At 65.3% G+C, this 24,763-nt stretch carries 23 protein-coding genes, 9 tRNA genes and 1 pseudogene; 14 read left to right on the forward strand and 19 right to left on the reverse strand.

The features are described 5' to 3' along the window. Nucleotides 1-40: 40 nt before the first annotated feature. The gene (locus tag M0765_RS14070; protein WP_258504223.1) at nt 41-427 is read right to left on the reverse strand and encodes a hypothetical protein; all 387 of its coding nucleotides are present in this window, start codon (nt 425-427) and stop codon (nt 41-43) included. Between the two features lie 237 nt (nt 428-664). On the opposite strand from M0765_RS14070, the gene M0765_RS14075 reads away from it, so the two are divergent. Both M0765_RS14075 and M0765_RS14080 read left to right on the forward strand, forming a co-directional pair. Beyond that, nucleotides 665-910, forward strand: coding sequence for a helix-turn-helix domain-containing protein (locus M0765_RS14075; RefSeq protein WP_258504224.1), 246 nt, complete (start codon nt 665-667; stop codon nt 908-910). 98 nt (nt 911-1,008) lie between these two features. Further along, a pseudogene (locus tag M0765_RS14080) lies at nt 1,009-1,137 on the forward strand (IS3 family transposase); the annotation flags it as partial. 184 nt (nt 1,138-1,321) lie between these two features. Here M0765_RS14080 and M0765_RS14085 read toward each other — a convergent pair. From M0765_RS14085 to M0765_RS14135, 11 genes are all read right to left on the reverse strand, one after another. Continuing rightward, entirely contained in the window at nt 1,322-1,807 is a 486-nt protein-coding gene (locus tag M0765_RS14085; RefSeq protein WP_258504225.1) for an HNH endonuclease, read from the reverse strand. Nucleotides 1,808-1,866: 59 nt separating this feature from the next. Beyond that, nucleotides 1,867-1,943, reverse strand: a tRNA-Asn gene (locus M0765_RS14090). A 46-nt stretch (nt 1,944-1,989) separates the two neighbouring features. Beyond that, the gene (locus tag M0765_RS14095) at nt 1,990-2,190 is read right to left on the reverse strand and encodes a short-chain dehydrogenase (protein ID WP_258504226.1); all 201 of its coding nucleotides are present in this window, start codon (nt 2,188-2,190) and stop codon (nt 1,990-1,992) included. Nucleotides 2,191-2,286: 96 nt separating this feature from the next. Further along, a tRNA-Arg gene (locus M0765_RS14100) sits at nt 2,287-2,364 on the reverse strand. A 56-nt stretch (nt 2,365-2,420) separates the two neighbouring features. Then, nucleotides 2,421-2,496, reverse strand: a tRNA-Asp gene (locus M0765_RS14105). 31 nt (nt 2,497-2,527) lie between these two features. Next, a tRNA-Ser gene (locus tag M0765_RS14110) sits at nt 2,528-2,604 on the reverse strand. 93 nt (nt 2,605-2,697) lie between these two features. Further along, nucleotides 2,698-2,773: transfer RNA gene (locus M0765_RS14115), tRNA-Pro, on the reverse strand. A 17-nt stretch (nt 2,774-2,790) separates the two neighbouring features. Then, a tRNA-Gln gene (locus tag M0765_RS14120) sits at nt 2,791-2,868 on the reverse strand. 17 nt (nt 2,869-2,885) lie between these two features. Next, a tRNA-Glu gene (locus M0765_RS14125) sits at nt 2,886-2,962 on the reverse strand. Between the two features lie 88 nt (nt 2,963-3,050). Then, a tRNA-Leu gene (locus tag M0765_RS14130) sits at nt 3,051-3,135 on the reverse strand. Nucleotides 3,136-3,282: 147 nt separating this feature from the next. Further along, nucleotides 3,283-3,359: transfer RNA gene (locus M0765_RS14135), tRNA-Gly, on the reverse strand. 608 nt (nt 3,360-3,967) lie between these two features. Here M0765_RS14135 and M0765_RS14140 point away from each other — a divergent pair. Then, entirely contained in the window at nt 3,968-4,354 is a 387-nt protein-coding gene (locus M0765_RS14140; protein WP_258504227.1) for a hypothetical protein, read from the forward strand. Between the two features lie 29 nt (nt 4,355-4,383). On the opposite strand, the gene paoC is transcribed toward M0765_RS14140, so the two are convergent. The 4 genes from paoC to M0765_RS14160 form a co-directional block, all read right to left on the reverse strand. Further along, nucleotides 4,384-6,597, reverse strand: coding sequence for an aldehyde oxidoreductase molybdenum-binding subunit PaoC (gene paoC / locus M0765_RS14145; protein WP_258504228.1), 2,214 nt, complete (start codon nt 6,595-6,597; stop codon nt 4,384-4,386). A 5-nt stretch (nt 6,598-6,602) separates the two neighbouring features. Next, nucleotides 6,603-7,553 carry an FAD binding domain-containing protein gene (locus M0765_RS14150; RefSeq protein WP_258504229.1) on the reverse strand — a complete coding sequence of 317 codons (951 nt, stop codon included), beginning with the start codon at nt 7,551-7,553 and terminating at the stop codon, nt 6,603-6,605. After that, nucleotides 7,550-8,200, reverse strand: coding sequence for an aldehyde dehydrogenase iron-sulfur subunit PaoA (gene paoA / locus M0765_RS14155; protein WP_258504230.1), 651 nt, complete (start codon nt 8,198-8,200; stop codon nt 7,550-7,552). The genes M0765_RS14150 and paoA overlap by 4 nt, the downstream gene beginning before the upstream one ends. Nucleotides 8,201-8,445: 245 nt before the next feature. Continuing rightward, the gene (locus tag M0765_RS14160; protein WP_258504231.1) at nt 8,446-9,429 is read right to left on the reverse strand and encodes an AraC family transcriptional regulator; all 984 of its coding nucleotides are present in this window, start codon (nt 9,427-9,429) and stop codon (nt 8,446-8,448) included. 199 nt (nt 9,430-9,628) lie between these two features. On the opposite strand from M0765_RS14160, the gene M0765_RS14165 reads away from it, so the two are divergent. Further along, complete coding sequence (locus tag M0765_RS14165) at nt 9,629-10,489, forward strand: alpha/beta fold hydrolase (protein ID WP_258504232.1); 861 nt, start codon at nt 9,629-9,631, stop codon at nt 10,487-10,489. Nucleotides 10,490-10,495: 6 nt separating this feature from the next. Here the strand turns inward: M0765_RS14165 and M0765_RS14170 are convergent, their stop codons facing one another. After that, on the reverse strand, nt 10,496-11,401 hold the full coding sequence (locus M0765_RS14170) for a beta-1,6-N-acetylglucosaminyltransferase (protein ID WP_258504233.1): 906 nt from the start codon (nt 11,399-11,401) through the stop codon (nt 10,496-10,498). A 73-nt stretch (nt 11,402-11,474) separates the two neighbouring features. Continuing rightward, the gene (locus M0765_RS14175) at nt 11,475-12,374 is read right to left on the reverse strand and encodes a LysR substrate-binding domain-containing protein (RefSeq protein WP_258504234.1); all 900 of its coding nucleotides are present in this window, start codon (nt 12,372-12,374) and stop codon (nt 11,475-11,477) included. A 122-nt stretch (nt 12,375-12,496) separates the two neighbouring features. On the opposite strand from M0765_RS14175, the gene M0765_RS14180 reads away from it, so the two are divergent. The 5 genes from M0765_RS14180 (at nt 12,497) to M0765_RS14200 (ending at nt 17,499) form a co-directional block, all read left to right on the forward strand. Then, nucleotides 12,497-13,657 (forward strand): CaiB/BaiF CoA transferase family protein, encoded by a 1,161-nt coding sequence (locus M0765_RS14180; RefSeq protein WP_258504235.1) that lies wholly within the window; start codon nt 12,497-12,499, stop codon nt 13,655-13,657. Nucleotides 13,658-13,709: 52 nt separating this feature from the next. Beyond that, complete coding sequence (locus M0765_RS14185; RefSeq protein WP_258504236.1) at nt 13,710-14,636, forward strand: dioxygenase family protein; 927 nt, start codon at nt 13,710-13,712, stop codon at nt 14,634-14,636. A gap of 12 nt (nt 14,637-14,648) precedes the next feature. Continuing rightward, the gene (locus tag M0765_RS14190) at nt 14,649-15,455 is read left to right on the forward strand and encodes a citryl-CoA lyase (RefSeq protein ID WP_258504237.1); all 807 of its coding nucleotides are present in this window, start codon (nt 14,649-14,651) and stop codon (nt 15,453-15,455) included. Beyond that, nucleotides 15,452-16,417 carry a Bug family tripartite tricarboxylate transporter substrate binding protein gene (locus M0765_RS14195; RefSeq protein ID WP_258504238.1) on the forward strand — a complete coding sequence of 322 codons (966 nt, stop codon included), beginning with the start codon at nt 15,452-15,454 and terminating at the stop codon, nt 16,415-16,417. The genes M0765_RS14190 and M0765_RS14195 overlap by 4 nt, the downstream gene beginning before the upstream one ends. A 101-nt stretch (nt 16,418-16,518) precedes the next feature. Beyond that, nucleotides 16,519-17,499 carry a Bug family tripartite tricarboxylate transporter substrate binding protein gene (locus M0765_RS14200; protein ID WP_258504239.1) on the forward strand — a complete coding sequence of 327 codons (981 nt, stop codon included), beginning with the start codon at nt 16,519-16,521 and terminating at the stop codon, nt 17,497-17,499. Nucleotides 17,500-17,521: 22 nt separating this feature from the next. On the opposite strand, the gene M0765_RS14205 is transcribed toward M0765_RS14200, so the two are convergent. Beyond that, nucleotides 17,522-18,934 (reverse strand): aminotransferase-like domain-containing protein, encoded by a 1,413-nt coding sequence (locus tag M0765_RS14205; protein ID WP_258504240.1) that lies wholly within the window; start codon nt 18,932-18,934, stop codon nt 17,522-17,524. A 162-nt stretch (nt 18,935-19,096) separates the two neighbouring features. On the opposite strand from M0765_RS14205, the gene gabT reads away from it, so the two are divergent. The 5 genes from gabT to M0765_RS14230 all read left to right on the forward strand — a co-directional run bounded on the left by gabT (nt 19,097) and on the right by M0765_RS14230 (nt 24,752). Then, nucleotides 19,097-20,389 carry a 4-aminobutyrate--2-oxoglutarate transaminase gene (gabT, locus tag M0765_RS14210; RefSeq protein ID WP_258504241.1) on the forward strand — a complete coding sequence of 431 codons (1,293 nt, stop codon included), beginning with the start codon at nt 19,097-19,099 and terminating at the stop codon, nt 20,387-20,389. A 29-nt stretch (nt 20,390-20,418) separates the two neighbouring features. Beyond that, nucleotides 20,419-21,513 carry an ABC transporter ATP-binding protein gene (locus M0765_RS14215; RefSeq protein ID WP_258504242.1) on the forward strand — a complete coding sequence of 365 codons (1,095 nt, stop codon included), beginning with the start codon at nt 20,419-20,421 and terminating at the stop codon, nt 21,511-21,513. A gap of 85 nt (nt 21,514-21,598) precedes the next feature. Then, nucleotides 21,599-22,627 (forward strand): ABC transporter substrate-binding protein, encoded by a 1,029-nt coding sequence (locus M0765_RS14220; protein ID WP_258504243.1) that lies wholly within the window; start codon nt 21,599-21,601, stop codon nt 22,625-22,627. A 27-nt stretch (nt 22,628-22,654) separates the two neighbouring features. Then, nucleotides 22,655-23,911: an ABC transporter permease gene (locus M0765_RS14225; protein ID WP_258504244.1), complete on the forward strand. Its 1,257-nt coding sequence runs from the start codon at nt 22,655-22,657 to the stop codon at nt 23,909-23,911. A 22-nt stretch (nt 23,912-23,933) separates the two neighbouring features. After that, nucleotides 23,934-24,752 (forward strand): ABC transporter permease, encoded by an 819-nt coding sequence (locus M0765_RS14230; protein ID WP_258504245.1) that lies wholly within the window; start codon nt 23,934-23,936, stop codon nt 24,750-24,752. Nucleotides 24,753-24,763: the final 11 nt, after the last annotated feature.

Here is a 24,763-nt window from a genome sequence, read left to right on the forward strand (position 1 = left end):
GCACCTACTTGTAGCGCCAGGGCCGATGCGACCGCGAGCGTCATGTGGGGATTAGCGGCCAGATCTGATGTTGAAGGTTAAAAGGGGAGCGAACGCCGAAGTGTGTGAATAGCGCGCCGCTTTCGTCTTCAAGGACCAAGTGATTGGTTTGATCTGCATCGGCGCTGATGGCTGACCAGATTTTTCGGACGTCCCGAATCTGCCAGCGATCAGGATCGCTCTCAGTCGGCTCCAGATACTGAACGTGCCGCAGCGACTGCGGTCCCACGCTCTCGAAGAGATCGAGAAAATCGCTCTCATAGATCAATAGCGCACGCTCTGAGATCTCGAGGTCGTCCTCTCGCACCACCCAGGTCGGAAAAAAAGCAGGAATCGTCAAATTCAACTGGACTGCTCTCCAGCATTTCACACCGGGACCCGCCAGCATGGAAGAGATCCTCACCTCGTGTGAATCCATCGTCATAAACATAAGAATGAACCCTATCGGTTGCAGCCCAATGTGGAGCTTGGTCTCGGATGCCTTATCGACCGATGCTCAAGCAACTCAGCAAGCCATACAAACATTGCTCGTTGCGCCCCACGAAGTTGATGTTGCTACTCAAATGCATCCAATAGATATCTTAGCGCTGTCGATAAAAAATGCCAGACAGGGAATTCTTGGTGGATGGGACAACCTCAACCAAGAACGCAAAGTGCAAGGCAAAGGGTGGCCTTCCATCTACGGGTCATCCGCGCAGAACGCCGCATCTCCCAGGAACAGCTTGCGGAAGCTGCAGGGCTTCATAGGACCTTCGTGGGATCAGTCGAGAGAGAAGAGAGGAATATCTCCATCGACAACCTTGAGCGCCTTGCGTACGCCTTGGACGTTGACGTCTCGTTTCTGGTTTCGCCGGTGATCACTCGCTCGTAGCGATCTTCATTCCCTCGGTGATCGTGATACCGCCACAACCTCGCGAATAGGGACGGAGTTCCGCGCTCAAACGGTCGCACACATGCAGATCGGGGACTACCACGATCAAGCAGTTCATCAAAGAAGTTGATTTCTGCATCCACTGGTACAACGAGAAGCGGATCAAGATCTCCCTTGGCTCCCTTAGTCCCATCGAATATCGAGAAAGTCTTGGACTTGCGACATAAAACCAGTCCAAGTTTCTATCCGCACCCCTAGGGCCGCGAAATTCAACGTTTTGAGTGCACGCTCGATAACATGGCGTGTGAACGCACGGAGCGGATTGTGCAGGTCGCGTGAGCGCTCCGACCGCCGCAAAGAGTTAGGAACACCAGCTGACTCGCCTACCGAGGGAAAAAACCGTTCTAACCGTTAGGATGGGCCCAGAAGACTGGGGACGTACGGCAGGTAGACCAGCTTCATGCCGGCTTCCTCGGGCAGGCGGTCTGCTTTTTCCGAGTTGCAGGCGCGGCAGGCCGCGACCAGGTTCATCCAGTCCCAGCCGCCGCCGCGGCTGATGGGAAGAATGTGCTCGCACGTGAGGTCTTGTTCGCGAAAGTGCTGCGCGCAGTAGGCGCAGGTGAAACGGTCGCGCACGAAGAGCTTGCGCCGGCTGAAGGCCGGCGTCTGGTCGAACAGGTTCACCTTCGCGCAGCCCTTGAGCGCGATGATCGGCGAAATCTCGAGCCGCGACTCCACGCCGCGCGCCACGTTGAAGCCCCCACGCATCGTCGCCAGCGGACCAGCGCCGTCTTCCCATACAACGGAGTCCGTCGCATAGTGAGCAGCGGCGTGCTCAAGCGAGATCCAGGCCTGCGGCGTTCCCTGGATGTCGAGCTGAAGAACTTGGGGTTTCATGATGACGGCCTCCTTTCATGGCCGAGCTTTTTTGAGTGGGATCTCCTGTTTGTTGGTTGTGGCTCCTCGACCCGGGTTCGAACCAGGGACCTTCGCATTAACAGTGCGACGCTGCTACCAGCTGAGCTACCGAGGAAAAAAGAATGTGTTCGATCGAGTAGGCGGCGGCCATTGCCGCGGCTTTACCACTCGCCGATTTCGCGCACGCGCTGGTCGAAGTCGAGCTTCTCGAAGCGCTCGCGTGCGCGCTCGGCCTCCCGCTGGCGCTGCCCGGTCATCGCACCGAAGCTGCGGGTGACCGCCTGCACAAGCGCGTTGCGAGGCCTGGGCTCGGACACCAAGATGCTGTTCGCCGGCCGGCGGTGGCTGGTGGTGAGTCGCATGGATGTCCTCCTGTGGGTCGCGCTGGGCGGTGGTGAATGATCTGTATATCGGCGGGTGCCGTGAAATGTTGAGCGGCTGCTCGCACTCCAGGTGTATGGCCCCACGCACACGATTCGAACGTGCAACCCCCGGCTTCGTAGGCCGGTGCTCTGATCCAGTTGAGCTAACGCGGGAAGAAAAATGGATGGATGATGTCGCCCGACGCGAGGCGAGTCGAGCGCTGAGAAGATGGCGATCCGTAGGGGAGTCGAACCCCTGGCTTCCTCCTAGACAGGGAGGCACTCTGGCCACTGAGTTAACGAATCAAAGTAGTAATAAATGTGCTGGGCATGGACCTGGCGAGGGCTTCTTACGAGCCGCTTGCGTGGCCACGGCTTAGCAAGCCGCTGCCTTGGACCTCTCGGCCAATGCTCCAATGGTGTCCGGTTACGAGTTCCGGCGCCTCCCAATCGTTGAGGCCGGTTTCCACGAGAGGACGACGCGAATCGTCCGGTCTCGCTCTTGTGTGGTCGGGGCGGCAGAAATCGAATCTGCGACCTGATGCTCCCAAAGCAACCGCGCTGCCAACTGCGCTACGCCCCGAATTTCTGGTTGTGAATTGGCACGCCGTGGTCGATTCGAACGACCGATTGCCTGAGTCAAAGTCAGGTGCCTTGGTCCAGCTAGGCGAACGGCGCGTAAGGTTGTCGAACGATGGAGTCGTATGCGGGATTCGAACCCGCGTCTACAAGGATGAAAACCTTGTGTCCTAAGCCACTAGACGAATACGACGTGAATCTGCGAAGGAAGCCTGCACTCCGGATCGAACGAAGAAGCTCTCTTTAAAGGTGGGCTGATCTATGCGGGCGAACTGACTGGTTGGTGCCCCAAGAGAGCCTCGAACTCTCATGACTTTCGTCCCCGGCTTCTGAGGCCGGTGCGTCTTCCAATTCCGCCATCGGGGCATTCCATTTCGGTTGTGTCTTCACGCGATTCGAGCGCTTGCGCGCCCACGTCGGCATCGCTGCACATGGTTGGGTCCAGACCGTGCACATCCCTCCAGGCCGCCGGCGCGGTTGCCCTCTGGAGGTGCTGCAAAGGCACACCCGAAATGGAGCAGCAGGAGGGCTTCGATCCCTCGGCCTCAACGTTGGCGACGTTGCGCTCTACCTGGCTGAGCTACGGCTGCATGTTCTTGCGGATCGTCGGCCCACCAGTGAGGGGCGCGACCCGCGGCAAATTTTTAAAGAGCATTCGCCCGCGCAGTTCAGCGGGTGAGTTCACGGCAGCGCGATCACTGCAATGGCGGCGGGCAACGGGTGCCGTTCGCGGCTTGCGTTGCGAATCGGAGTCCGCAACATGAGGTGAGTAAAAAAACAAAAGGCCCGGATCCATTTCGGAATCCGGGCCTCTGATGAGAGAGCTTGGAAGGTATGCGCCTACGCGCTACCTCCACCCGGGTGCGGCTGATCCTCGTACTGCTGTCCGAGCCACAAGGTGGCCGGCGCTGCGGGACGGGAGTTCAGCTGCGAATGCACGTTGGGCGCCGCCAGACCGCGACCGCCGCGAAACGAGACGCGCACGAACGTCCGGCCCGATGCCGGTCGGTTGTTCAATGAGGTCATGTTTGCTTTCACGATGGTTTCCAGTGCTTGGCGAAGAAGTTCTCGATGATTCGAAGTTGGTTGTTGCGGATGAAACGGGGACGAAGCATTTCGTCGATGGGATGTACTGTAAACTCGGTTTACTAATTCGCGCAACACTTTTTTTGAGTGTTGTGTTTTTTTCTCACCAAGCATGTCTCTTCCAGCCATTCGCCGCAACAACGTCCTGCTTCTGTTCGGTGAGTTCGTTGCGGAGCATGCGGCCAACGGGGCGGAGCCACTCGGCCTGGCGGCCAGGTTTGCACAGAAGCTGCAAATCTCGGCGAGCATGTGGAGCCAGATCAAGAAGGGCCGGGTGATCTCCGACAAGCTGGCTCGGCAGATCGAGTCCCACTGCGGTAAGGCTCCACTCTGGCTTGATGCGCCGCAAGCCGCCGAGCCTTTGCCCGACCTGGGTGAAGAGCGGTTCGTGGAACTGGCGCGCCAGGCCTACAGGGCGCAGAACGCGCGTGGCAAGCGCGCACTGCGCACCATCTTGCTGGAGCATGCGAACCCACCACAAGCCCAAAGCCCGCGGTAGGTTGGCAGTAGGTAATAACCCCGCTTGGCTCAGGCCACCGGCGGCAAGCGGTCCAGCAGCTTGTCGAGCGTGATCGGGTAGTTGCGCACCCGGACGCCGGTCGCGTTGTAGACGGCATTGGCCACCGCGGCCGCCACGCCGCACATGCCGAGCTCGCCCACACCCTTGGCCTTCATCGGCGACGAGATCGGGTCCGTCTCATCGAGAAAGATCACTTCCTGGTGCGGAATGTCGGCGTGCACCGGCACCTCGTAGCCCGCCAGGTCGTGGTTGACGAAGAAGCCATGCCGCTTGTCGAGCGCCAGTTCTTCCATCAATGCGCCTCCAACGCCCATCGTCATGGCGCCGATCACCTGGCTGCGCGCCGATTTGGGATTGAGAATGCGGCCCGCCGCGCACACCGCGAGCATGCGCCTGACGCGTATCTCGCCCGTGGCTGCATCGACGCCCACCTCCACGAAATGCGCGCCGAAGGTGGACTGCTGGTATTTCTTGTCGAGGTCGCCGTACTCGATGCCGTCTTCGGCCACCAGGCCGTTCGCGCCTGCCGCTTCCGCGATGGGCACCACGCGCTCGCCGGACCGCACCATGCCGTCCGAAAATTCCACGCCCGCCGCAGCAGCAAAGCCCAGCTTGCTTGCGATGGCTTCGCGCAGCTTCATGCAGGCCGCGTAGACGCCGGACGTCGAGTTGTTGGCACCCCACTGGCCGCCGGAGCCGGCCGAGACGGGGTAGGCCGAGTCGCCCAGGCGCACCAGAACCTTGTCGAGCGGCACGCCCATGGTTTCCGCAGCGGTCTGCGCAATGATGGTGTACGAACCGGTGCCGATATCGGTCATGTCGGTTTCGACCGTGACCATGCCGCGGTTGTCCAGGCGCACACGCGCGGCCGACTTGGCCAGCAGGTTGTTGCGGAACGCCGCGGCAACGCCCATGCCGACGAGCCAACGCCCGTCGCGCTGGCGCCCGGGCGACGCGTTGCGCTTGCTCCAGCCGAAGCGCTCGGCGCCGGTGCGCATGCACTCGATCAGCTTGCGCTGGGAGTAGGGGCGTTCGGGCTTTTCAGGGTCGACCTGCGTGTCGTTGAGCACGCGAAACTCGATTGGATCAAGCCCGAGCTTCTCGGCCATTTCGTCCATGGCGATCTCCAGCGCCATCATGCCGGGCGCTTCGCCGGGCGCGCGCATGGCGTTGCCCTCGGGCAGGTCGAGCACCGCGAGCCGCGTGGTCGTCAGGCGGTTGGCGCCCGCATAGAGCAGCCGGGTCTGGTTAACCGCCGTCTCCGCCTGGCCGCCCGGCAGGTCGCCGGACCAGCCTTCATGCGCAATGGCCGTGATCTTGCCGTCCCTCGCGGCGCCGATGCGGATGCGCTGGATGGTCGCCGGCCGATGCGTGGTGTTGTTCATCATCAGCGGCCGCTGCAGGGCCACCTTCACGGGGCGCTTTGCCGCCCGCGCACCCAATGCGGCAAGCAATGCATCCGAGCGCACGAACAGCTTGCCGCCGAAGCCGCCGCCGATGAAGGGCGACACCAGGCGCACATTCGCTTTCGGAATGCCGAGCGTCTTGGCGACATCGCCGACGCCCCAGGCGATCATCTGGTTCGATGTCCAGATGGTGAGCTTGTCGCCCTTCCACTGCGCGATGGAAGCGTGCGGTTCCATCATGGCGTGCGACTCGTCGGGCGTGGTGTAGGTGGCATCGAGCTGCACGGGGGCTGCGGCAAACGCACCCGGGAAGTCCCCGGTCTTGGTTTCCGGCTGGCCCGAAAACGGATTGGGTTCGGGTAGCTGCGCCGCACCCATCTCGGCCGACAGGTCGAAGCGTCCCTGTGTTCGCGTGTACTCGATGCGCACCAGCTGCGCCGCGGCACGCGCCTGCTCGAAGGTGTTGGCCACAACCACCGCGACTGCCTGGTGGTAATGATCGATCTCGGGCCCGCCCAGGAGCTTGGCCGTATTGAAGTCGCCCTTGCCGAGCTTGCCTGCGTTGCGCGCCGTGACGATCGCCAGCACGCCCGGCGCCGCGCGTGCGGCGTTCAGGTCCATCGAGGCGATGCGGCCTTTTGCGATGCCGGCACCCACCACGTAGCCATAGGCGGCATTGGGTACTTCGGAGTTGCGTTCATAGGCATAGCGTGCGGAGCCCGTGGTCTTGACCGGGCCGTCGATCCGGTCGGTCGGCTTGCCGATGATCTTGAGCTGGTCGATCGGGTTGGTGGTGGCGGGTGTGTCGAATTTCATGATGGTCAGCTCCTCGCTTGCACCAGCGCCGCGGCCAGCGCGCGCTCGGCCAATGGCAACTTGAATGCGTTCTCGTGGGTCGGCTGCGCGCCGGCCAGCAGCTGTGCAGTCACGGCCTTGGCGCCCTGCGGCATGGCGGCCTCCGCGGCCTCAAGGCGCCACGGCTTGTGCGCCACGCCGCCCAGGGCCACGCGGCCGGAGCCGTCGCGCTGCACGATGGCCGCAACGGACACGAGCGCAAAGGCATAGGAGGCCCGGTCACGTACCTTGCGGTACACCTGCGTGCCGCCAATCGGCTTGGGCAGCGTGACGCTGGTGATCAGCTCGTCCTGCTCCAGCGCCGTTTCGATGTGCGGCGTGTCGCCGGGCAGGCGGTGAAAGTCGGCAATCGGAATCACGCGGGTGCGGCCATCGGGGCGCACCGTTTCCACGGTCGCGTCGAGCACGCGCATGGCCACCGCCATGTCGCTGGGGTGCGTCGCAATACAGGCCTTGCTGGTGCCGACCACCGCATGCTGGCGGGTAACGCCGCCGATGGCGCTGCAACCGCTCCCGGGCTGGCGCTTGTTGCACGGCTGGTCGGTGTCGTAGAAGTACGGGCAGCGCGTGCGCTGCAGCAGGTTGCCCGCCGTCGTTGCCTTGTTGCGCAACTGGCCGGAGGCACCGGCCAGCAGCGCACGCGACAGCACGCCGTAGTCGCGGCGCACGCGCTCGTCGGCCGCCAGGTCGGTGTTGCGCACCAGTGCGCCCACACGCAAGCCGCCGTCGGCCGTGGGTTCGATCTTGTCCAGTGCAAGGCCGTTCACGTCGACCAGGTGCGGCGGCGCTTCGATCTGCAGCTTCATCAGGTCCAGCAGGTTGGTGCCGCCCGCGATGAACTTTGCGCCCGGATTGCGGGCGATGGCTGCGGCAGCCTGTGCCGGCGACTGCGCCTTCTCGTAGGTGAACGGCTTCATGCTCTGCTCCCCGCCACTTCGGTGATGGCTTCGACGATGTTGGAATAGGCGCCGCAGCGGCAGATGTTGCCGCTCATGCGCTCGCGCAGTTCTTCGGCCGAAAGCATCGGGCGCGCAGTGAGGTCGGCGCTCACGTGGCTCGGCACGCCGCGCTTCACCTCGTCGATCACGCCGACCGCCGAGCAGATCTGGCCCGGCGTGCAGTAGCCGCACTGGTAGCCGTCGTGCTTCACGAATGCCGCCTGCAGCGGATGCATGTTCTGCGGAGTGCCCAATCCTTCGATGGTGGTGACCTGCCCGCCGTCGTGCATGACGGCGAGCGTCAGGCAGGAGTTGATGCGCCTTCCGTCGGCAATGACGGTGCAGGCGCCGCACTGGCCGTGGTCGCAGCCCTTCTTGGTGCCGGTCAGGTGCAGGTGTTCGCGCAATGCATCGAGCAGGGTCGTGCGCGTATCGAGATCGAGCGAGTGAGATTTGCCGTTGACGGTGAGCGACAGCTTCGCACGGGGCACCGCACCTGCCGCGGAAGCAGCGGGCGCAGCGGCAGCAGGGGCGGAAGACGAAACCGCGGCGGCAGTGGCCGCGGTCGCGGCACCGACGATGAGCGCGTCGCGTCGCGAGATCAAGTGGGTCGTGGGACTGTCCATATCAGCTCCTGTTGTTCGAGGTTCGTGGGTTCGTGGGCGATCACCGCTGATATCGCGAGCCATCAGCGATGGCAATAGGAGGCGGGCCCTTTGTTGCCGGATGAGTTCCCCGACAGCAAAAAGTCCTCAGCCCCCAAGGCAAGGCCGAATCACCATTTTTAGAAGACGCGCGCGGGATTGATAGAGCAATCCGCTTCATTTCTTGCCTGATCCTCTGTGCTCGGCATGTGCCGCGCCGCAAAGCGTCAATCGTTCAGGGCAGGGCGTCGTCGCACGAAGTCTTTTGCATGCGTTTGCACGTTGGCGCCGCGCGCGCCGTCCCGCAGCACCTCGATGTCTCGCTTGGGCGGTGCTCCGAACAGCCGGCTGTATTCGCGGCTGAACTGCGAGGGGCTTTCGTAGCCGACCTTGAAGGCGGCGCTCGCCGCGTCGGAGTGCTCGCTCAGCATCAACCGCTTCGCTTCGTTCAGCCGCAGCCACTTCTGGTACTGCAGCGGGCTCATGGCGGTGAGCTGGCGAAAGTGGTGATGGAACGTGGGCGTGCTCATCTGCACGCGCGCCGCGAGCTCGTCGACGCGCAGCGGCGAGGCGTAGTTCAGCTTCAGCCAATCGATGGCTCTCGCAATCCGGTAGCCCTGCCCGTCCACGGAGGCAATCTGCCGCAGCTTCGGCGCCTGGTCGCTCATCAGCAGCCGGTAGTGAATCTCGCGGTGGATCAGGGGCGCAAGAACAGGAATGGCCGCGGGCTCGTCGAGTAGCTCGAGCAGCCGGCCGAACGGCGCCAGCAGCGCGGGCGTGGCCGCGCCGATTCCCACGCCCACACCGGGCGAGCGATCGCGATGCGGCGGCAAGCCGCCCTGCGCGACCAGCTCGGCCAGCACCCGCACGTCCAGCTTCAGCACCAAGCCGAGGCAGGGCCGCTCAGGGCTTGCCGCCAGCACTTCGGAATTGGCGGGCACATCCAGCGAGGTGACCAGAAAGCGCGACGTGTCGTAGGGATAGGCGTCACCGCCCACCCACATCTGCTTTGCGCCTTGGGCGACAAGAACGATGCTCGGCTCCACCATGCACACGACAGGCGACGCCGGGGCGTCGCGCCTAAAGAAGGCCAGGCCGGCAATGGGCGTTTCGAAGTCGCCCGAACCCGACGTTCGCGCGCCGATGATGCGGACCATGGCCTCTTGCGGCGGAATGGGCTGGGCGGCCGTGTCGTGGGGTTTGGGTGCCATGTTGCTGGAGCCTCCGCGAAGCACTCTAATGCGCGGGCCGATCTTGATCCGCAAAATAGCGGCAACGCCAGAGGATCAGGCAAGAAATCGAGCGGAATGCGCAAACGATTGGTGGGGCGGCTCTCCAGAACGTGCACTTGCCCAGCTTGCCGCGGCGAGCGTACCCTTTGATTCAAGCTGATGAAAGGAGAGCCGCGAAATGAAAGCCGATCCAGCACGCCGCGAAAGCTTCGATATCGCAGGCTGCAAACTTTCCGCCGTGGTGGGCGGAAACCGGAACCACCCGGCTGTCTTGCTCCTGCATGGGTTCCCGAGTTCGTCGCGTACCTTCAGGAACGTCATTCCGCGCTTGTCTGAAGCATGCTTCGTGATCGCGCCTGATCTTCCAGGCTCGGGCGAGTCCGATCTCATTCCGAACGCGACCTTTGCCCGCTTCGCTGACTTGGTCGAAGGGCTGCTGCAAGAGCTTGGCATCGCCAAGGTCCATCTCTATCTGCATGATTTCGGCGCGCCTGTTGCCCTCGAGCTGGCAATGCGCGATCCGCGTCGTGTGCTGGGCCTGATCATCCAGAACGCGAATGCGCATCGCAGCGGTATGGGGCCGCAATGGCGCGGCACGATTGACTATTGGAACGCGCCCACAAAAGAAAATGAACGGGCCGCCACGGCGCATCTGACCTTCGAAGGTGTGCGCGCCGAATATGTCGGCGGCGTGCCGGACGACATTGCCTCGCGCATCTCCGCCGACAGCTGGATCGAAGACTGGCGCACGATGAGTCGGCCCGGCCATCTGGAACTTCAACGCGCCCTGGTGAAGGACTACGGAAACTACGTGGCCCGCTTCGACGACATCGCACGTTATCTGCGCGATCATCAGCCGCACGCACTCATGCTGTGGGGACGGCATGACAGCTACTTCGATTGCGCCGAAATCCTCTCCTGGCTGCAGGATCTGCCGCGCATGGAAGCGCATGTTCTGGACGGCCCCCACATGCTGCTCGAAACCCACGCCGAGTACTGCGCGGAACGGATTGCCGATTTCGTGCGGCGCCACGGCTGAGCCGCGCTACGCAGTCTTCCTGTCTTGCTCCGAGGCCAAGTCGTCGTCCATATCGTCCAGCATGTCGCACAGCTCGCCCGAGACGCCGCTCCCCACCTTGCGAACGAACCATCTGCCCGACGCGACGATCTCCTCGTAGTCCGCCGCGTGAAACCAGCGCGACAGCGAAGGGTCGATCAGGTGCAGGTTGGCCGCGTCCCACACGCCGGAGCCGGAGACGCGCTTCACGCTGTGCCGAAGCGGGGAGTGTGCGAGCAGGGTATGAAAGTAGATTTCGTCCGGCGCCTTGGAGAACCGCAGAAAGCGCTTCACGGGCTCTTCGAGCGGATGCGAAACGAGGTACTCCACCGCTTCGGGGTTGAGCGCCCACCATTGCGAGCCGAAGTGCCATTGCGGAAGAAGCGAAAGCGAGCGGCGGCCGAGCTTGCCGGCCAATTGCGAAAGGCCGCGCGCCAGGCGCACCAGCGTGAACTTGCGTCCATCGACCGGCAGGTCTTCGTAGAACCAGAAATGGCGAATGCGCTCATGCAGCTTGCGCGAGCTTGCCAGGGGAATCATCTTGATGAAGTTCATGCCGGCATGCGAGCGCGAGTAGGCACGGAACTCTTCCAACGACCGCACGGGGTAGCAGTTGCCGGAGAGCAGCACGAAATGGCTCACCTGCGACACCTCGCATCCTGCAAGCGCAGCCCGCATGAGCCTCAAAGTGGCGTCGACCTGAGAGATGGCGCCCCAGCGCACGTCGACCCGGTCTTGCACGTAGCTCACGCGCGGGTCTTCGATGCGGAACGCCGAGAGATCGGACTTCGCGTCGACATGAACAAAGCAGCGGCCTACGGAAACGAGCCGCTGCAGCAGCCGTTTGGCCTGCTGTGGATCCGTATGGACAAGCAATAGGAATACCGGGCTCATGTCGCGGCGTGCTCAGTGTTTGGGGTTCTTTCGATCATGCAAGAAGAATGCCCCGGAAACCAGCGCGACCCCGCTACTGGGTACCCTGCAGGCTGCTTCGCAGCGCCAGTTTGCGCACGATGGTCGAGAACGCGCGCGTGGCTGCCGCGTCGCGCGCCACGGGCGACCACAGCATGCCGGGCGTGCGCACCGGCGTGGGGCTTTCGAGCCGAACGACCACGAGGCCCGACTGAGCAGTAACGACATTGGCGGCCATGATGGAAGCCAGCTGCGTCTTGGCGACCAGGTCCATCATGGGCGCCAGCGTGTTGATCTCCGCCACCACGTGCGGCTGCGCACCGCAGGAGCGAAAGCATTCGTCCAGCATCTGGCGGGTGGCAAAGCTGCCCGGCAGCAGCACCATGGGCAGGCGATGCAGCTCCACCATGCGCACGCGCTTGCGCCGCGCAAGAGGGTGCTTCTTCGCCACCACCAGCACCATCTCCTCGTTGTAGAGCGGCTCGAACTGCAGCGGGCCGGGCGCATTCGGCCGATAGGCAATGCCCAGGTCGAGCGTGCCCTGCTGCAGCCGCGCGGCAATCTGGTCGGCCGAGAGTTCTTCGACCACCACCTTCACCTGCGGGTGCTTTCCGTGAAAGCTCGCAATGCAGTCGGGAATGAAGCCCAGGTTGAAGGTGTGCGTGGAGCCCACGCGCAATTCGCCCGCTATGTCGGAGCTGCTCTGGCGCAGCGCGCCCAGGCCCAGGTCGATCTCGTGCAGGGCCTTGGTGCAGTAGTGCAGAAACTCGTCACCGGCCTCGGTCAGGCTCACGCGCTTGCCGATGCGGTCGAACAGCGGCTGCCCGATTTCTTCTTCGAGTTGCTTGATCTGGTGCGACAGCGTCGACTGCGTCACGTGCAGGCGCTCGGCCGCACGGGTGAAGTTGAGCGAGCCTGAAAGGGCGATGAAGTAGCGCAGGTGCCGGAGTTCCATGGCGGTTTTGGGTGCCGATGATCGATGGCATCGATGCTAACGATGAAAAACAATCATTTTCAGGAACTGCCCGCCCCGCCTACAGTTTCTTCCAGTCCTTACAACTATCAGGAGACGCCTCGGTGCAAAAAGTCCTCAGCGGCATCAAGGTGCTGGAACAAGGCACGTTCATCACAGGGCCGGCCGCGGGCATGTTTCTCGCGGACCTGGGCGCCGAGGTGGTGAAGATCGAGCAGCCCGGCGCGGGCGACCCGTTCCGCGCCTTTCGCGGCGGGCTCTACAGCCCTCACTTCCAGACCTACAACCGCAACAAGCGCAGCATCACGCTCAACCCCAAGCTGCCCGAAGACGCGGCCGTGTTCGACGAGCTCGTCAAGGACGCGGACGTCTACATCCAGAATTTCCGTCCCGGCGCGGCCGACCGACTCGGGGCCGGCGAAGCCCGGTTGCGCGCGCTCAACTCGCGGCTGGTGTATTGCGCCATCAGCGGCTTCGGGCAAACGGGCCCCGCCGCCGGGCGGCCCGCCTACGACACTGTGGCGCAGGCCGCGAGTGCCTTCCTCAAGCTGCTGGTGAACCCCGCCAACCCACGCGTGGTGGGCCCCGCGCTGGCCGACGCCATGACCGGTTTCTACGCCGCGTACGGCGTGCTCGGCGCGCTGGTCGAACGGGGCCGCACCGGCGTTGGCCGCGCGGTGGAAGTGTCGATGCTGGAGGCCATGTGCCACTTCAACCTCGACGCATTCACGCACTACTTTTCAGAGAGCGAGGTCATGGGCCCGTTCAGCCGGCCGAGCGTGTCGCAGTCCTACGTGCTGGAGTGCGCGGACGGCCTGTGGATTGCGCTGCACATGTCGTCGCCCGAAAAGTTCTGGCAGGGCCTGGCCAATGCGATCGAGCGACCGCAGCTTTTTGCCGACCCGCGCTTTGCCTCGCGCGAGGCGCGCATTGCCCATCAGGAAGACCTGATCACGCTGCTCGGCGAGCTGTTCCGCCAGCAGCCGCGCGCCACCTGGTGCGCCCGGCTCGAGGCGGAAGACGTGCCGCACGCCCCCATGTACGACACCCGTGAGGCGATGGAAGACCCGCAGGCGCGGCACCTGCAATTGGAGGTGAGCGCGCCACATCCGGAGGGCGGCGAATGGCGCACCATCCGCTCGCCCGTGAGCTTCGACGGCGAGCGCGCGCTTGAAGTGACGGCGCCGCCCACGCTCGGCGCCGACAACGCATCCATCGTCGATCCGATCCGCAAGCGCCTGGGGCAGCCGCCGGGCGCAAGCTGAATCTCTCTCGACACAGCCCTTGAATCAAAACAGAGCCAGGAGACAAAAGAACATGACCCCATCGAACGAAAGCGAGCTGACGCAGGCCGTGCTGCAGCGGCTGGAAGGCGCCGGCGATGCGCGCTTTGCAGAGATCATGCAGTCGCTCATCACGCACCTGCATGCCTTCATCCGCGAGGTGGACCTGAAGCCCGATGAATGGATGAAAGGCATCGAGTTTCTGACCGCGGTGGGCCAGACCTGCACCGACAGGCGCCAGGAGTTCATCCTGCTGTCGGACACGCTGGGCGCGTCGATGATGGTGGTCATGCTCGATCAGCTGCGTGCCGCCGCCGGCAAGCGCAGCCGCGGGGGCAGCGGTGCGACCGAAGCCACAGAAGCCACGGAGCTGGGCGAGGCCACGCACGCCACGGTGCAGGGCCCCTTCTATTGGGAAGGCGCACCCGATCTGCCGCTGGGCGCCGACGTGGCGCAGGGCGCGCGCGGTGAGCCGACCTTCTACAGCGGCCGCGTGACCGACACCCACGGGCAGCCGCTGCAGGGTGCGCTGCTCGACATCTGGTCGGGCGACGGCGAAGGCGTGTACGACATGCAGATCGAAGGCGCCGCCATGGCCGCGCGCGGGCGCATTCGTACCGACCATGAAGGCCGCTACTGGTTCTGGTCGATTCGCCCGACCTTCTATCCGATTCCGGTCGATGGACCCGTGGGCCGCATGCTCGATGCGATGGGACGCCACCCGAACCGCCCCGGCCACATCCACATGATGGTTTCGGCGCCGGGCCATGTGCCGGTGACCACGCACCTGTTCGTGGCGGGCAGCCCGTACATCGAATCCGACGCGGTGTTCGGCGTGCGGCCCAGCCTGATCGTCGATTTCGAATCGCACCCCGCGGGCCGCGCGCCCGACGGCAAGACGCTGGAAACGCCGTATTGGTCCGCGCACTACGACTTCCGCCTCGAACCCCAACACGCCTGAAAGACGCTACCCATGAAGATCGGAAAGTCCACCGTCCCGAGCACCGCGATCTGCACCTCGGACGAACACACCATCGTCGTGCGCGGGCAGGACCTGTGCCAGGAGCTGATCGGGCACCTCTCGTTTGCCGACTATTTCTTCCTGCTGCTCACCGGGCGGCGCCCCGATGCGGCGTGCAGTGCCGTGCTCAATGCCACGCTGGTCGCCATCGCGGAGCACGGCCTGGTGCCGAGCGTGCAGGCCAGCCGCATGACCTTTGCGGCAGCGCCCGATGCGCTGCAGGGCGCGGTGGCGGCGGGCATCCTCGGCTGCGGTTCGGTGATCCTCGGCGCCTCTGAAACGGCCGGCCGCCTGTTCATGGACGTGGCGGCGCGCGTGGATGCGGGGGCCGCGCTGCCAGACGCCGCCACGGCAGCCATCACCGAGCTGAAGGCCGCGCGCGCGGCCATTCCGGGCTACGGCCATCCGCTGCACAAGGAGCGCGATCCGCGCGTCGACCGCCTGATCGAAGTGGCCACGCAGGCGGGTGCAGACCTGCGCTACGTGCGCATCGCGCAAGCGCTCGAAGAAGTGATTCCGGGCATCGTCGGCAAGGACCTGCGCATGAACGTGTCCGCTGCCATTCCGGCGGTGCTGCTGGGGGTGGGCTTTCCGGTGGCGTCGCTGCGCGGCGTGCCGATCCTCGCGCGCACGGCGGGGCTCATCGCGCACCTGGCGGAAGAAGCCGAAACGCCGAGCGGCTTTGCGCTGTCTTACCAGGCGACGCGCGAGCTTCAGTACAACGGCACCGTGCCTGCGGGCTTCGGAAAACCGGCATGAAGCGCCGCGCAGTCCTGGCCGCGGCGGCCCTGGCCGCCATGCTGCTTCCCCAGGCGGGCGCATGGGCGCAGGCCGGCGACAGCAGGCCCATCAAACTGGTCGTGCCCTTCGCCGCCGGCACCTCGACCGACATCGTGGGGCGCGTGCTGGGCGAAGCGCTGGCGCGCCAACTCTCGCAGCCGGTCATCGTCGACAACAGGCCCGGCGCGGGCGGCGCCATCGGCAGCGAGCTGGTGGCCCGTTCGGGTGCGGACGGGCACACCGTGCTGCTGGGCACCGTGGGCACGCACGCCATCAACGCTTCGCTCTACAAGCGGCTTTCCTACCAGCCGCAGCGCGACTTCGTGCCGCTGGGTTTCGTCGGAGCCACGCCCACGCTGCTGGTGGTGCCCGCCGCGGCACCGTGGAAGACGGTGGCGGACATGCGCCAGGCCAGCGGCAAGTCGGTGAGCTTTGCGTCCGCCGGCAACGGCACCTCGGGCCACCTTGCGGGCGAACTGCTCAACCTGCGGCTGGGCAAGGACTTCGTGCACGTGCCGTACCGCGACGGCGCGCAGGCGCTCACCGAGGTGATGGCGGGCAACGTGCAGTTCATGTTCTATCACCCTGCCGCGGTGCTGCCGCAGGTGCGCGCCGGCAAGCTGCGCGCCCTCGGCGCATCGAGCGCCCGGCGGAGCATGGCCGCACCCGATGTGCCCACGCTGGCCGAGCAGGGCATCGCCGAATTCGACCTGGTCGCCTGGTTCATGCTGTATGCCCCGGCCGACATGCCCACTGCCCAGCGCGATCGGCTGCGGGAAGCAACGCAGGCCGTACTGGCCCAACCCGCGGTGCGCGACAAGCTGGCCGCCCAAGGCATCGAGCCCATGGCCATGAAGGCCGCGGAAATGGCGGCCTTCGGCACAGCCGAGATCGCGAAATGGGGCGAGGCCGTGCGCCGTTCGGGCGCACAGGTCGACTGAAGAAAAAGACAACAACAAGAGCGGACGCCCGGCCGCACCGGGCGCGACAAGAAGCGGAATGACCAAAACACGGGCACGCAGCGGCCCAAGGAGACAAAGAAATGCGTTCGACAACTTTCAAGAAGATGCTCGGCCTGGTGCTGGGCATTGCCGGCAGCGTGGCCTCGGGCCTTGCAGGCGCCCAGACACCGGAATGGCCGAGCAAGCCGATCAAGATCGTGGTGGGCTTTGCCCCCGGCACGCCACCCGACATCTTTGCGCGCATGTACGGCGACTACGCGAGCCGCAAGCTCGGCGTGCCGGTGCTCATCGACAACAAGCCGGGCACGGCCGGCAACCTTGCCTCGGACACCGTAGCCAAGGCGCCGGCCGACGGCTACACCTTTCTCTACAACCTCTCGACCGCGTTCACGATCAACCCGTACATCTACAGCAAGCTGCCGTTCGATCCCGACAAGGACCTCGTGCCTGTTGCGACGACGATGCGCCAGGGCCTTGTGCTGATCGCCAACGCCAAGTTCCCGGCCAAGACCATCAAGGAGCTGGTGGCCGCGGCCAAGGAGAAGCCGGGCACCTACTCGCATGCCTCCTACGGCGCGGGGAGCCCGTCGCAGCTGATCGTCGAGTCGCTGAAAGACGAGGTGGGCATCAACATGCTGCACGTGCCCTATCGCGCGAGCCCCATCGCCGACCTTGTCGGCGGTCAGGTCGACACGCTGATGGAGCCGATTGCCACGGGGTATCCGCTCATCAGCAGCGGCCGTGTCCAGGCCCTGGCTTACTCGGGCTCCACGCGCCACCCGGCCTTGCCCGACGTACCTACGCTGTCAGAGGTGATGCCGGGCTTTTCGATGATGTCGTGGCACGGCATCTGGGCGCCTGCTGCAACGCCTGCCGCGGTGCTCAACCGCTTCAATGCGGTGTTCGTGGAGGCCAGCAAGGACCCGGACTTGGCCAAACGCATCAAGGACCTCAACAGCGAACCGCTGGGTGTCACGCGCGGCGAGATGAGCGCCATGGTGCGGCGCGACGCGGAAATCTACAGCAAGGTGGTGAAGGCCCGCAACATCAGGGTGGACTGAGGCAGGCAGACGCCGGCGCGCCTCAATCCACCTTGCGCTCTTCGATGCTGCGCGCCAGGAAGCGCCAGATTCGTTCGTCTTCGCTGAACGCCACGTTAAAGCGCAGCCAACCGGTGGGGCGCGGGTTCACCAGAAACAGCTGTCCCGGGCCGAGCATGATGCCTTCCGCTGCCGCCAGCCGGGACAGCTCGGCGGTGTCGGTCAGGTCGGGGTGGCGCGCCCACAGGTACAGGCCCGCCGCGGGCTCGTGAAAAAGCTCGAAGCCCTGGGCTTCCAGCCGCCTGGCCACGTTCGAATGCGCCTCGGCCAACCGCTCGCGCAGCGACTTCAGGTGCTTGCGCCAGCGCCCGTCGGTCACGGCGCCGAAGACCAGCCGCTCGGTAATGTCCGAAGAGGTGAGCCCCGAGACCATCTTCAGCTGGGCCAGGTCTTCCATCAGCTCGGGCTGCGCCACCGCGTAGCCGACCCGCAGGTTCGGCGAAATGGTCTTGGAAAAGCTGCCGACGTACACCACCTGGCGCAGCTGGCTCAGGCTGGCCAGCGAGGGCCTCGACGAGGCGTCCATGTCGGCGTAGATGTCGTTCTCGACCAGCGTGAACTGGTGCTCCTGCGCGAGCTGCAGCAGCCGCACGAGCTGCGGCATCGACGCCAGCGAGCAGGTGGGGCTTTGCAGCCGCGGCTGCGTGAAGAAGGCCTTGGGCCGGTGCAGCGCCAGCAGCGCCTCCAGCGCCGGCAGGTCGTAGCCGGTGGGCGTGCGCGGCACGCCGATGATGTTCACGCCCAGGAAGCGCAGCATGAACATCAGGTTGGGATATCCGGGGTCGTCCACCAGCACCTCGTCGCCCGGCTTCAGCAGCTGGCGCGCCACGAGGTCGAGCGCCTGGCTCGAGCCCTGGGTGAGCAGCACCTGGCCCGCCTCCACTGCAATCTGCCGCTCGCACAGCGAATCGGCCACCGCCATGCGCAGCGCCATGTGGCCGAACGGCAGGCCGTAGCCGCCGATGTCGGTGCCGCCGGCCGCAAGGCTGCGCAGGCTGCGGCGCATGCCGTCCTCGAACAGCCAGTCGTGCGGCAGCCATCCGCAGCCCGGCTTGAGCGGCAGGTTGCGGTTCTCGAAGATCTGCCGCAGGTACCAGCGCGCGTCGAAGCGCGGGTCGGGCTGGGCCGCGGTGGGCCCGCTGCCGGCGGGGTTGTCGTCGCTTCGCCGCTTGACGAAGAAGCCCGCGTTGGCGCGCGACACCAGGAGCCCCTGCGCCACCAGCCGGTCGTAGGCCTCCACCACCGTGAAAACACTGACGCCATGGGCCGCCGCAAAGGCGCGGATCGAAGGCAGCTTGCTGTCCGCCTTGAGTTTCTGGGCGCCGATCAGCCCGCGGAGCCCTTCCACGATCTGGCTCACCAGCGGAGTCGGCTGTTCGGGGTGAAGAATGAGCATCAAAAGGGGTCCCGGCAGGCCGAATCTGCACCATATTGAGGAAAGTATGTACAGGATACAAGACCAGCACAGTCCGCCGATCCACGGCTCGGGGTGTACATGGTCAGGCCCGGACGTGAAACCTAAAGTGCCAGCATCTTCTTTCAGGCACAGGTCGTATCCATGCAGCGCGAACCCCATCTCAGCAACGCCGCCCTCATGGCCCGCCGCGGCGCGGCCGTGGCCCGCGGCGTTGGCCAGGCCCATGAAATCTTCGTCAGCCGGGCCGCCAACGCCGAGGTCTGGGACGTCGAGGGGCGCCGCTACATCGACTTTGCCGGCGGCATCGCGGTGCTCAACACCGGCCACTGCCACCCCGAAATCAGCGCGGCGGTCAAGGCGCAGGTCGACCTGTATTCGCACACCTGCTTCCAGGTGCTGGCCTACGAACCCTATGTGGAGCTGGCCGAGCGGCTGAACGCGCTGGCACCGGGCAACTTTGCGAAGAAGTCGATCTTCCTGAGCACCGGCGCCGAGGCGGTCGAAAACGCGGTGAAGATCGCCCGCGCCTACACCCGGCGGCCGGGCGTCATCGCCTTTACCGGCGGCTACCACGGCCGCACCATGATGACGCTGGGACTCACCGGCAAGGTGGCGCCCTACAAGGTCGGCTTCGGCCCGTTTCCGGGCGAGGTGTTCCACGCGCTCTACCCCAATGCGCTGCACGGCGTGAGCGTGGACGACGCCCTGCACTCGGTCGAGCTGCTGTTCAAGAACGACATCGAGCCCGAGCGCGTGGCGGCCTTCATCCTGGAGCCGGTGCAGGGGGAGGGCGGCTTCTACGTCGCGCCCAACGACTTCGTCGAAGGCCTGCGCGCCCTGGCGGACCGCCACGGCATCCTGGTCATTGCCGACGAAGTGCAGACCGGCGCCGGCCGCACCGGCACCTGGTTTGCCAGCGAGCAGTGGCCCGTGGCGCCCGACCTGATCACCACCGCCAAGTCGATGGCGGGCGGCTTCCCGATCTCCGGCGTGGTGGGCCGCGCCGAGGTGATGGACGCCCCCGCGCCCGGTGGCCTGGGCGGCACCTATGCCGGCAGCCCCATCGGCTGCGCCGCGGCGCTGGCGGTGCTCAAGGTGTTCGACGACGAGCAGCTGCTGGCGCGCAGCAGGGCGCTGGGCGAACGGCTCACGGCCGGCCTGCGACGAATGGCGGCCGAGGTGCCGGCCATTGGCGACGTGCGGGGCCTTGGCGCCATGGTGGCGATCGAGCTGTTCGAAGAGGGCGATACGGCGCGCCCGGACGCGGCATTGACCCGCCGGGTGGTGGCCGAAGCGGCGCGGCGCGGGTTAATCCTGCTGTCATGCGGCACCTACGGCAATGTAATTCGCGTGCTGGTGCCGTTGACGGCATCCGACTTGCTTGTGGATGAAGGCCTGTCGCTTCTCGCGGACAGCTTCGCCGCACTGCGCTGACCGGTCCACTTTTTCTCTTGAACACCTCCATGACAGCAGAACCCCTGGTGCGTTTCCAGCGCGTTCAGAAAACCTACGACGGCGAGCACCTGGTGGTGCGCCAGCTCGACCTGGACATTCACCGCGGCGAGTTCCTGAGCCTGCTCGGTCCGTCGGGCTCGGGCAAGACCACCACGCTGATGATGCTGGCGGGCTTCGAGTCGCCGACCTCCGGGGAGATCTTGCTGAACGGCAAGCCGATCACCGGCACGCCGCCGCACAAGCGGCACTTCGGCATGGTGTTCCAGAACTACGCGCTGTTTCCGCACCTGAGCGTGGGGCAGAACGTGGCCTATCCGCTCACCGTGCGCAAGGTGCCTAAGGACGAGCAGCAGCGCCGCGTGCAGCGCGCGCTCGAGATGGTGCAGCTGCGCGGCATGACCGACCGGCTCCCGGGCCAGCTTTCGGGTGGCCAGCAGCAGCGCGTGGCGCTGGCGCGCGCGCTGGTGTTCGAACCCCAGCTGGTGCTGATGGACGAGCCGCTGGGCGCGCTCGACAAGCAGCTGCGTGAGCACATGCAGATCGAGCTGAAAGACCTGCACCGCCAACTGGGCGTGACCTTCGTCTACGTAACGCACGACCAGAGCGAGGCGCTCACCATGAGCGACCGCGTCGCGGTATTCAATGAAGGCGTGATCCAGCAGCTGGACACGGTCGACCGGCTGTACGAGAAGCCGTCGAACCGTTTCGTGGCCGGCTTCGTCGGCGACAACACCGTGCTCAAGGGGCAACTGAGCCGCGCCGGCGAACACGCCGAAATGACGCTGCCCGACGGCCGTGTGCTGAGCGGACTCAACGTCGGCGGTGCCGCCGCCGGCAGCGCCGTGGAGGCATGCATCCGTCCCGAGCGCGTGGTACTACACCGCGGCGCCGAGGCCCAGGGCCCCAACATGCTCCAGGCCGAAGTGGCGCGCGTCATCTACTTCGGCGACCACCTGCGGCTGCTCTGCAACGTGGGCGGCGGCCAGGCCGAAGCCACCGTGAAGCTGCCGCTCACCGGCCTGAACGGCGCCGCCGCACCGCAGGGCGGCGAATCGGTGTCGCTCGAATTTCCGGTTGCGCATGCACGCATGTATGCATCGTAACGCGCGCTCCGACATGCGCATTGAATCCCGTCCCGTTTCTCGCTCCCGTTCCCGCTTCCGTACATCACCCAGGACTACCACCACCATGAAAAAGACACTCCTCGCCTGCACCGTCGTTGCCAGCTTCGCGCTGCCGGCGCTTGCCCAGCAGCAGCTCACCGTCGTCAACTTCGGTGGCGCTAACGCCAACGCGCAGAAGAAGGCCTATTACGAGCCCTACGAGAAGACCGGCACCAAGATCATTCCGGTCGAATACAACGGCGAGCAGGCCAAGATCAAGGCCATGGTCGAAACCAAGAAGGTCACCTGGGACGTGGTCGAAGTCGAATCGCCCGACGCGGCGCGCGGCTGCGACGAAGGCCTGTTCGAGAAGCTCGACTATTCGAAGATCGGCAACAAGGCCGACTTCCTGCCGGCCGCAGTGACCGATTGCGGCGTGGGCCTTTTCGTGTGGTCGACCGTGATGGCCTACAACGGCGAAAAGCTCAAGACCGCGCCCACCAGCTGGGCAGACTTCTGGGACGTGAAGAAGATCCCGGGCAAGCGCGGCATGCGCAAGGGCGCGCGCTACAACCTGGAGTTCGCGCTCATGGCCGACGGCGTGAAGCCGGCCGACGTGTACAAGGTGCTGGCCACCAAGGATGGCGCCGAGCGCGCGTTCAAGAAGCTCACCGAACTCAAGCCGAACATCCAGTGGTGGGAAGCCGGCGCGCAGCCCCCGCAGTTCCTGGTGGCTGGCGACGTGGTGCTCACCACCGTGTACAACGGCCGCATCGACGCGGCCAACCGCGAAGGCCGCGACCTCAAGATCTACTGGCCGGGCGGCATCTACGACCTGGACTACCTGGTGATTCCGAAGGGCGCACCCAACAAGGAAGCCTCGCTGAAGTACATCCAGTTCGCGATGCAGCCGGCCAACCAGTCGGTCTACGCGCAGAACATTGCCTACGGCCCCACCAACACCAAGGCACTGGCTTCGCTCAGCCCCAAGGTGCTGGCCGACCTGCCGACCTCGGCGACCAACGCCAAGGATGCGCTGCAGTTCAACGTCGCCTTCTGGGCCGACCAGGGCGAGGCGCTCGAGAAGCGCTTCGCATCCTGGGCCACCCAGTAACCGGCGCGCGAACGAACGAAAGAGGCCATGCACGCGGCAACGACTGTTCCCCTGGTTCCGGCGGAGGCAGCCCCCGTTTCGCTGCGGCGTGCGCTGGCCCGCGCCGAAGCGCGCCGCAAGTGGCGGGCGTTTGCGCTCACGGCGCCGCTGCTGGTGTTTCTGTTGTTGACGCTGCTGGTGCCCATCGTCGCGCTGCTGCAGCGCGCGGTCGAGAACCCGGAGGTCGCCAACGCGCTGCCGCGCACCGTGCGCGCCCTCGACGACTGGAACCGCAAGGAGACGCCCGCACCCGCGGCCTACGCCGCCATGGCGGCCGACCTGGCGCAGCTGCCAGACAGCTCCGACGCGGGCGCCTTGGCGCGCCGCCTCAACACTGAAATTGCCGGCGCCCGTTCGCTGGTGATGAGCACCTTTCGGGCGCTTCCGATTGCCGGCACGCCCGAAGAGGTGAAGGCGCGCATGCTGGAACTCGACCCGCGCTGGGGCGAGGCGCCGTATTGGCAGGCCATTGCCAAGAACGGCTCGCGCTGGACGCCTGACTACCTGCTGGCTTCGCTCGACCTGCGCCGCAACGTGGCGGGAGAGGTGGAGCGCATGCCCGACGACCAGCGCGCCTTTGCGAACATCCTGTTGCGCACCTTCAACATCAGTGCCGTGGTCACCTTCTTTTGCCTGCTGCTGGCGTATCCGCTGGCGTGGTGGCTGTCGACCCTGCCCGCGCGCAAGGCCAACGTGCTGATGATCCTGGTGCTGGTGCCGTTCTGGACGTCCATCCTGGTGCGCGTGGCGGCGTGGATCGTGCTGCTGCAATCCGAAGGGCTGGTCAACCGCGGCCTCATGGGCATCGGGTTGATCGACCATCCGCTGGCGCTGCTGTTCAACCGCACCGGCGTGATCATCGCCATGGTGCACATCCTGCTGCCGTTCATGATCCTGCCGCTCTACAGCGTCATGAAGAGCGTTCCGCCCACCTACCTGCGCGCAGCCGTCTCGCTGGGCAGTTCTCCACTGGCCGCGTTCTTTCGCGTGTATGTGCCGCAGACCTACCCCGGCATCGGCGCGGGCGCGCTGCTGGTTTTCATCCTGGCCATCGGTTACTACGTAACGCCGGCGCTGCTCGGCGGGGCCGACGACCAGATGCTGAGCTACTACATCGCGCGTTACACGAATGTGGAAATCAACTGGGGCATGGCCTGTGCGCTGGGCGCCGTGCTGCTGGTCGCCACGCTGGTGCTGTATGCCGTGTACCGCCGCATCGGCAAGGCCGAGCTGAGCCTCGGCTGAGCGGCACGAAGGACACACACGCATGTTCAAGCTCCCTCAATTCCCGGCCTACGCCACCTTCGCCGACAAGCTCGGCTGGTGGCTGGTGCGCGCCGGCTGTGTCGCGGTGCTGGCCTTTCTGCTGGCGCCGATCCTGGTGGTGATTCCGCTGTCTTTCTCCGACAGCTCCTTTCTGGCCTACCCGATCCGGGGCTGGTCGCTGCAGTGGTACCGCCACCTGTTCGAATCGCCCGAGTGGGCACGCGCGGCGCGCAACAGCTTCATCGTCGCGCCGGCCGCCACGGCGCTGGCCACCGTGCTCGGCACCCTGGCGGCGGTGGGGTTGTCGCGCACCAACTTCGCGTTCAAGGGCCTGCTCATGAGCGTGCTGATCTCGCCGATGGTGGTGCCCATCGTGGTGGTGGGCGTGGCCGCGTACCTGTACTTCGCGCCGCTCGGCCTGGCCGACACTTACTTCGGGCTGATCGTGGTGCATGCGGCGCTTGGCGCGCCTTTTGTGCTGACCACCGTGCTTGCCACGCTGGCGGGCTTCAACCACAACCTGGTGCGTGCATCGCTGAGCCTGGGCGAGACACCGTTCAGGACTTTCATGCGCATCACGCTGCCGGTGATTGCGCCGGGCGTGATCTCGGGCGCGCTGTTCGCCTTTGCCACGTCGTTCGACGAGGTGGTGGTCACGCTGTTTCTCGCGGGGCCGGACCAGGTCACGCTGCCGCGGCAGATGTTCACGGGCATCCGCGAGAACATCTCGCCCACCATTGCCGCGGTGGCGACGCTGCTCATCATCTTCACCACCACGTTGCTGCTGGCGCTCGAGTGGCTGCGCGGCCGGCGGCGCTGAAACCGCACACC

The organism is Variovorax sp. S12S4 (assembly GCF_023195515.1).
Taxonomy (GTDB): Bacteria; Pseudomonadota; Gammaproteobacteria; order Burkholderiales; family Burkholderiaceae_C; genus Variovorax.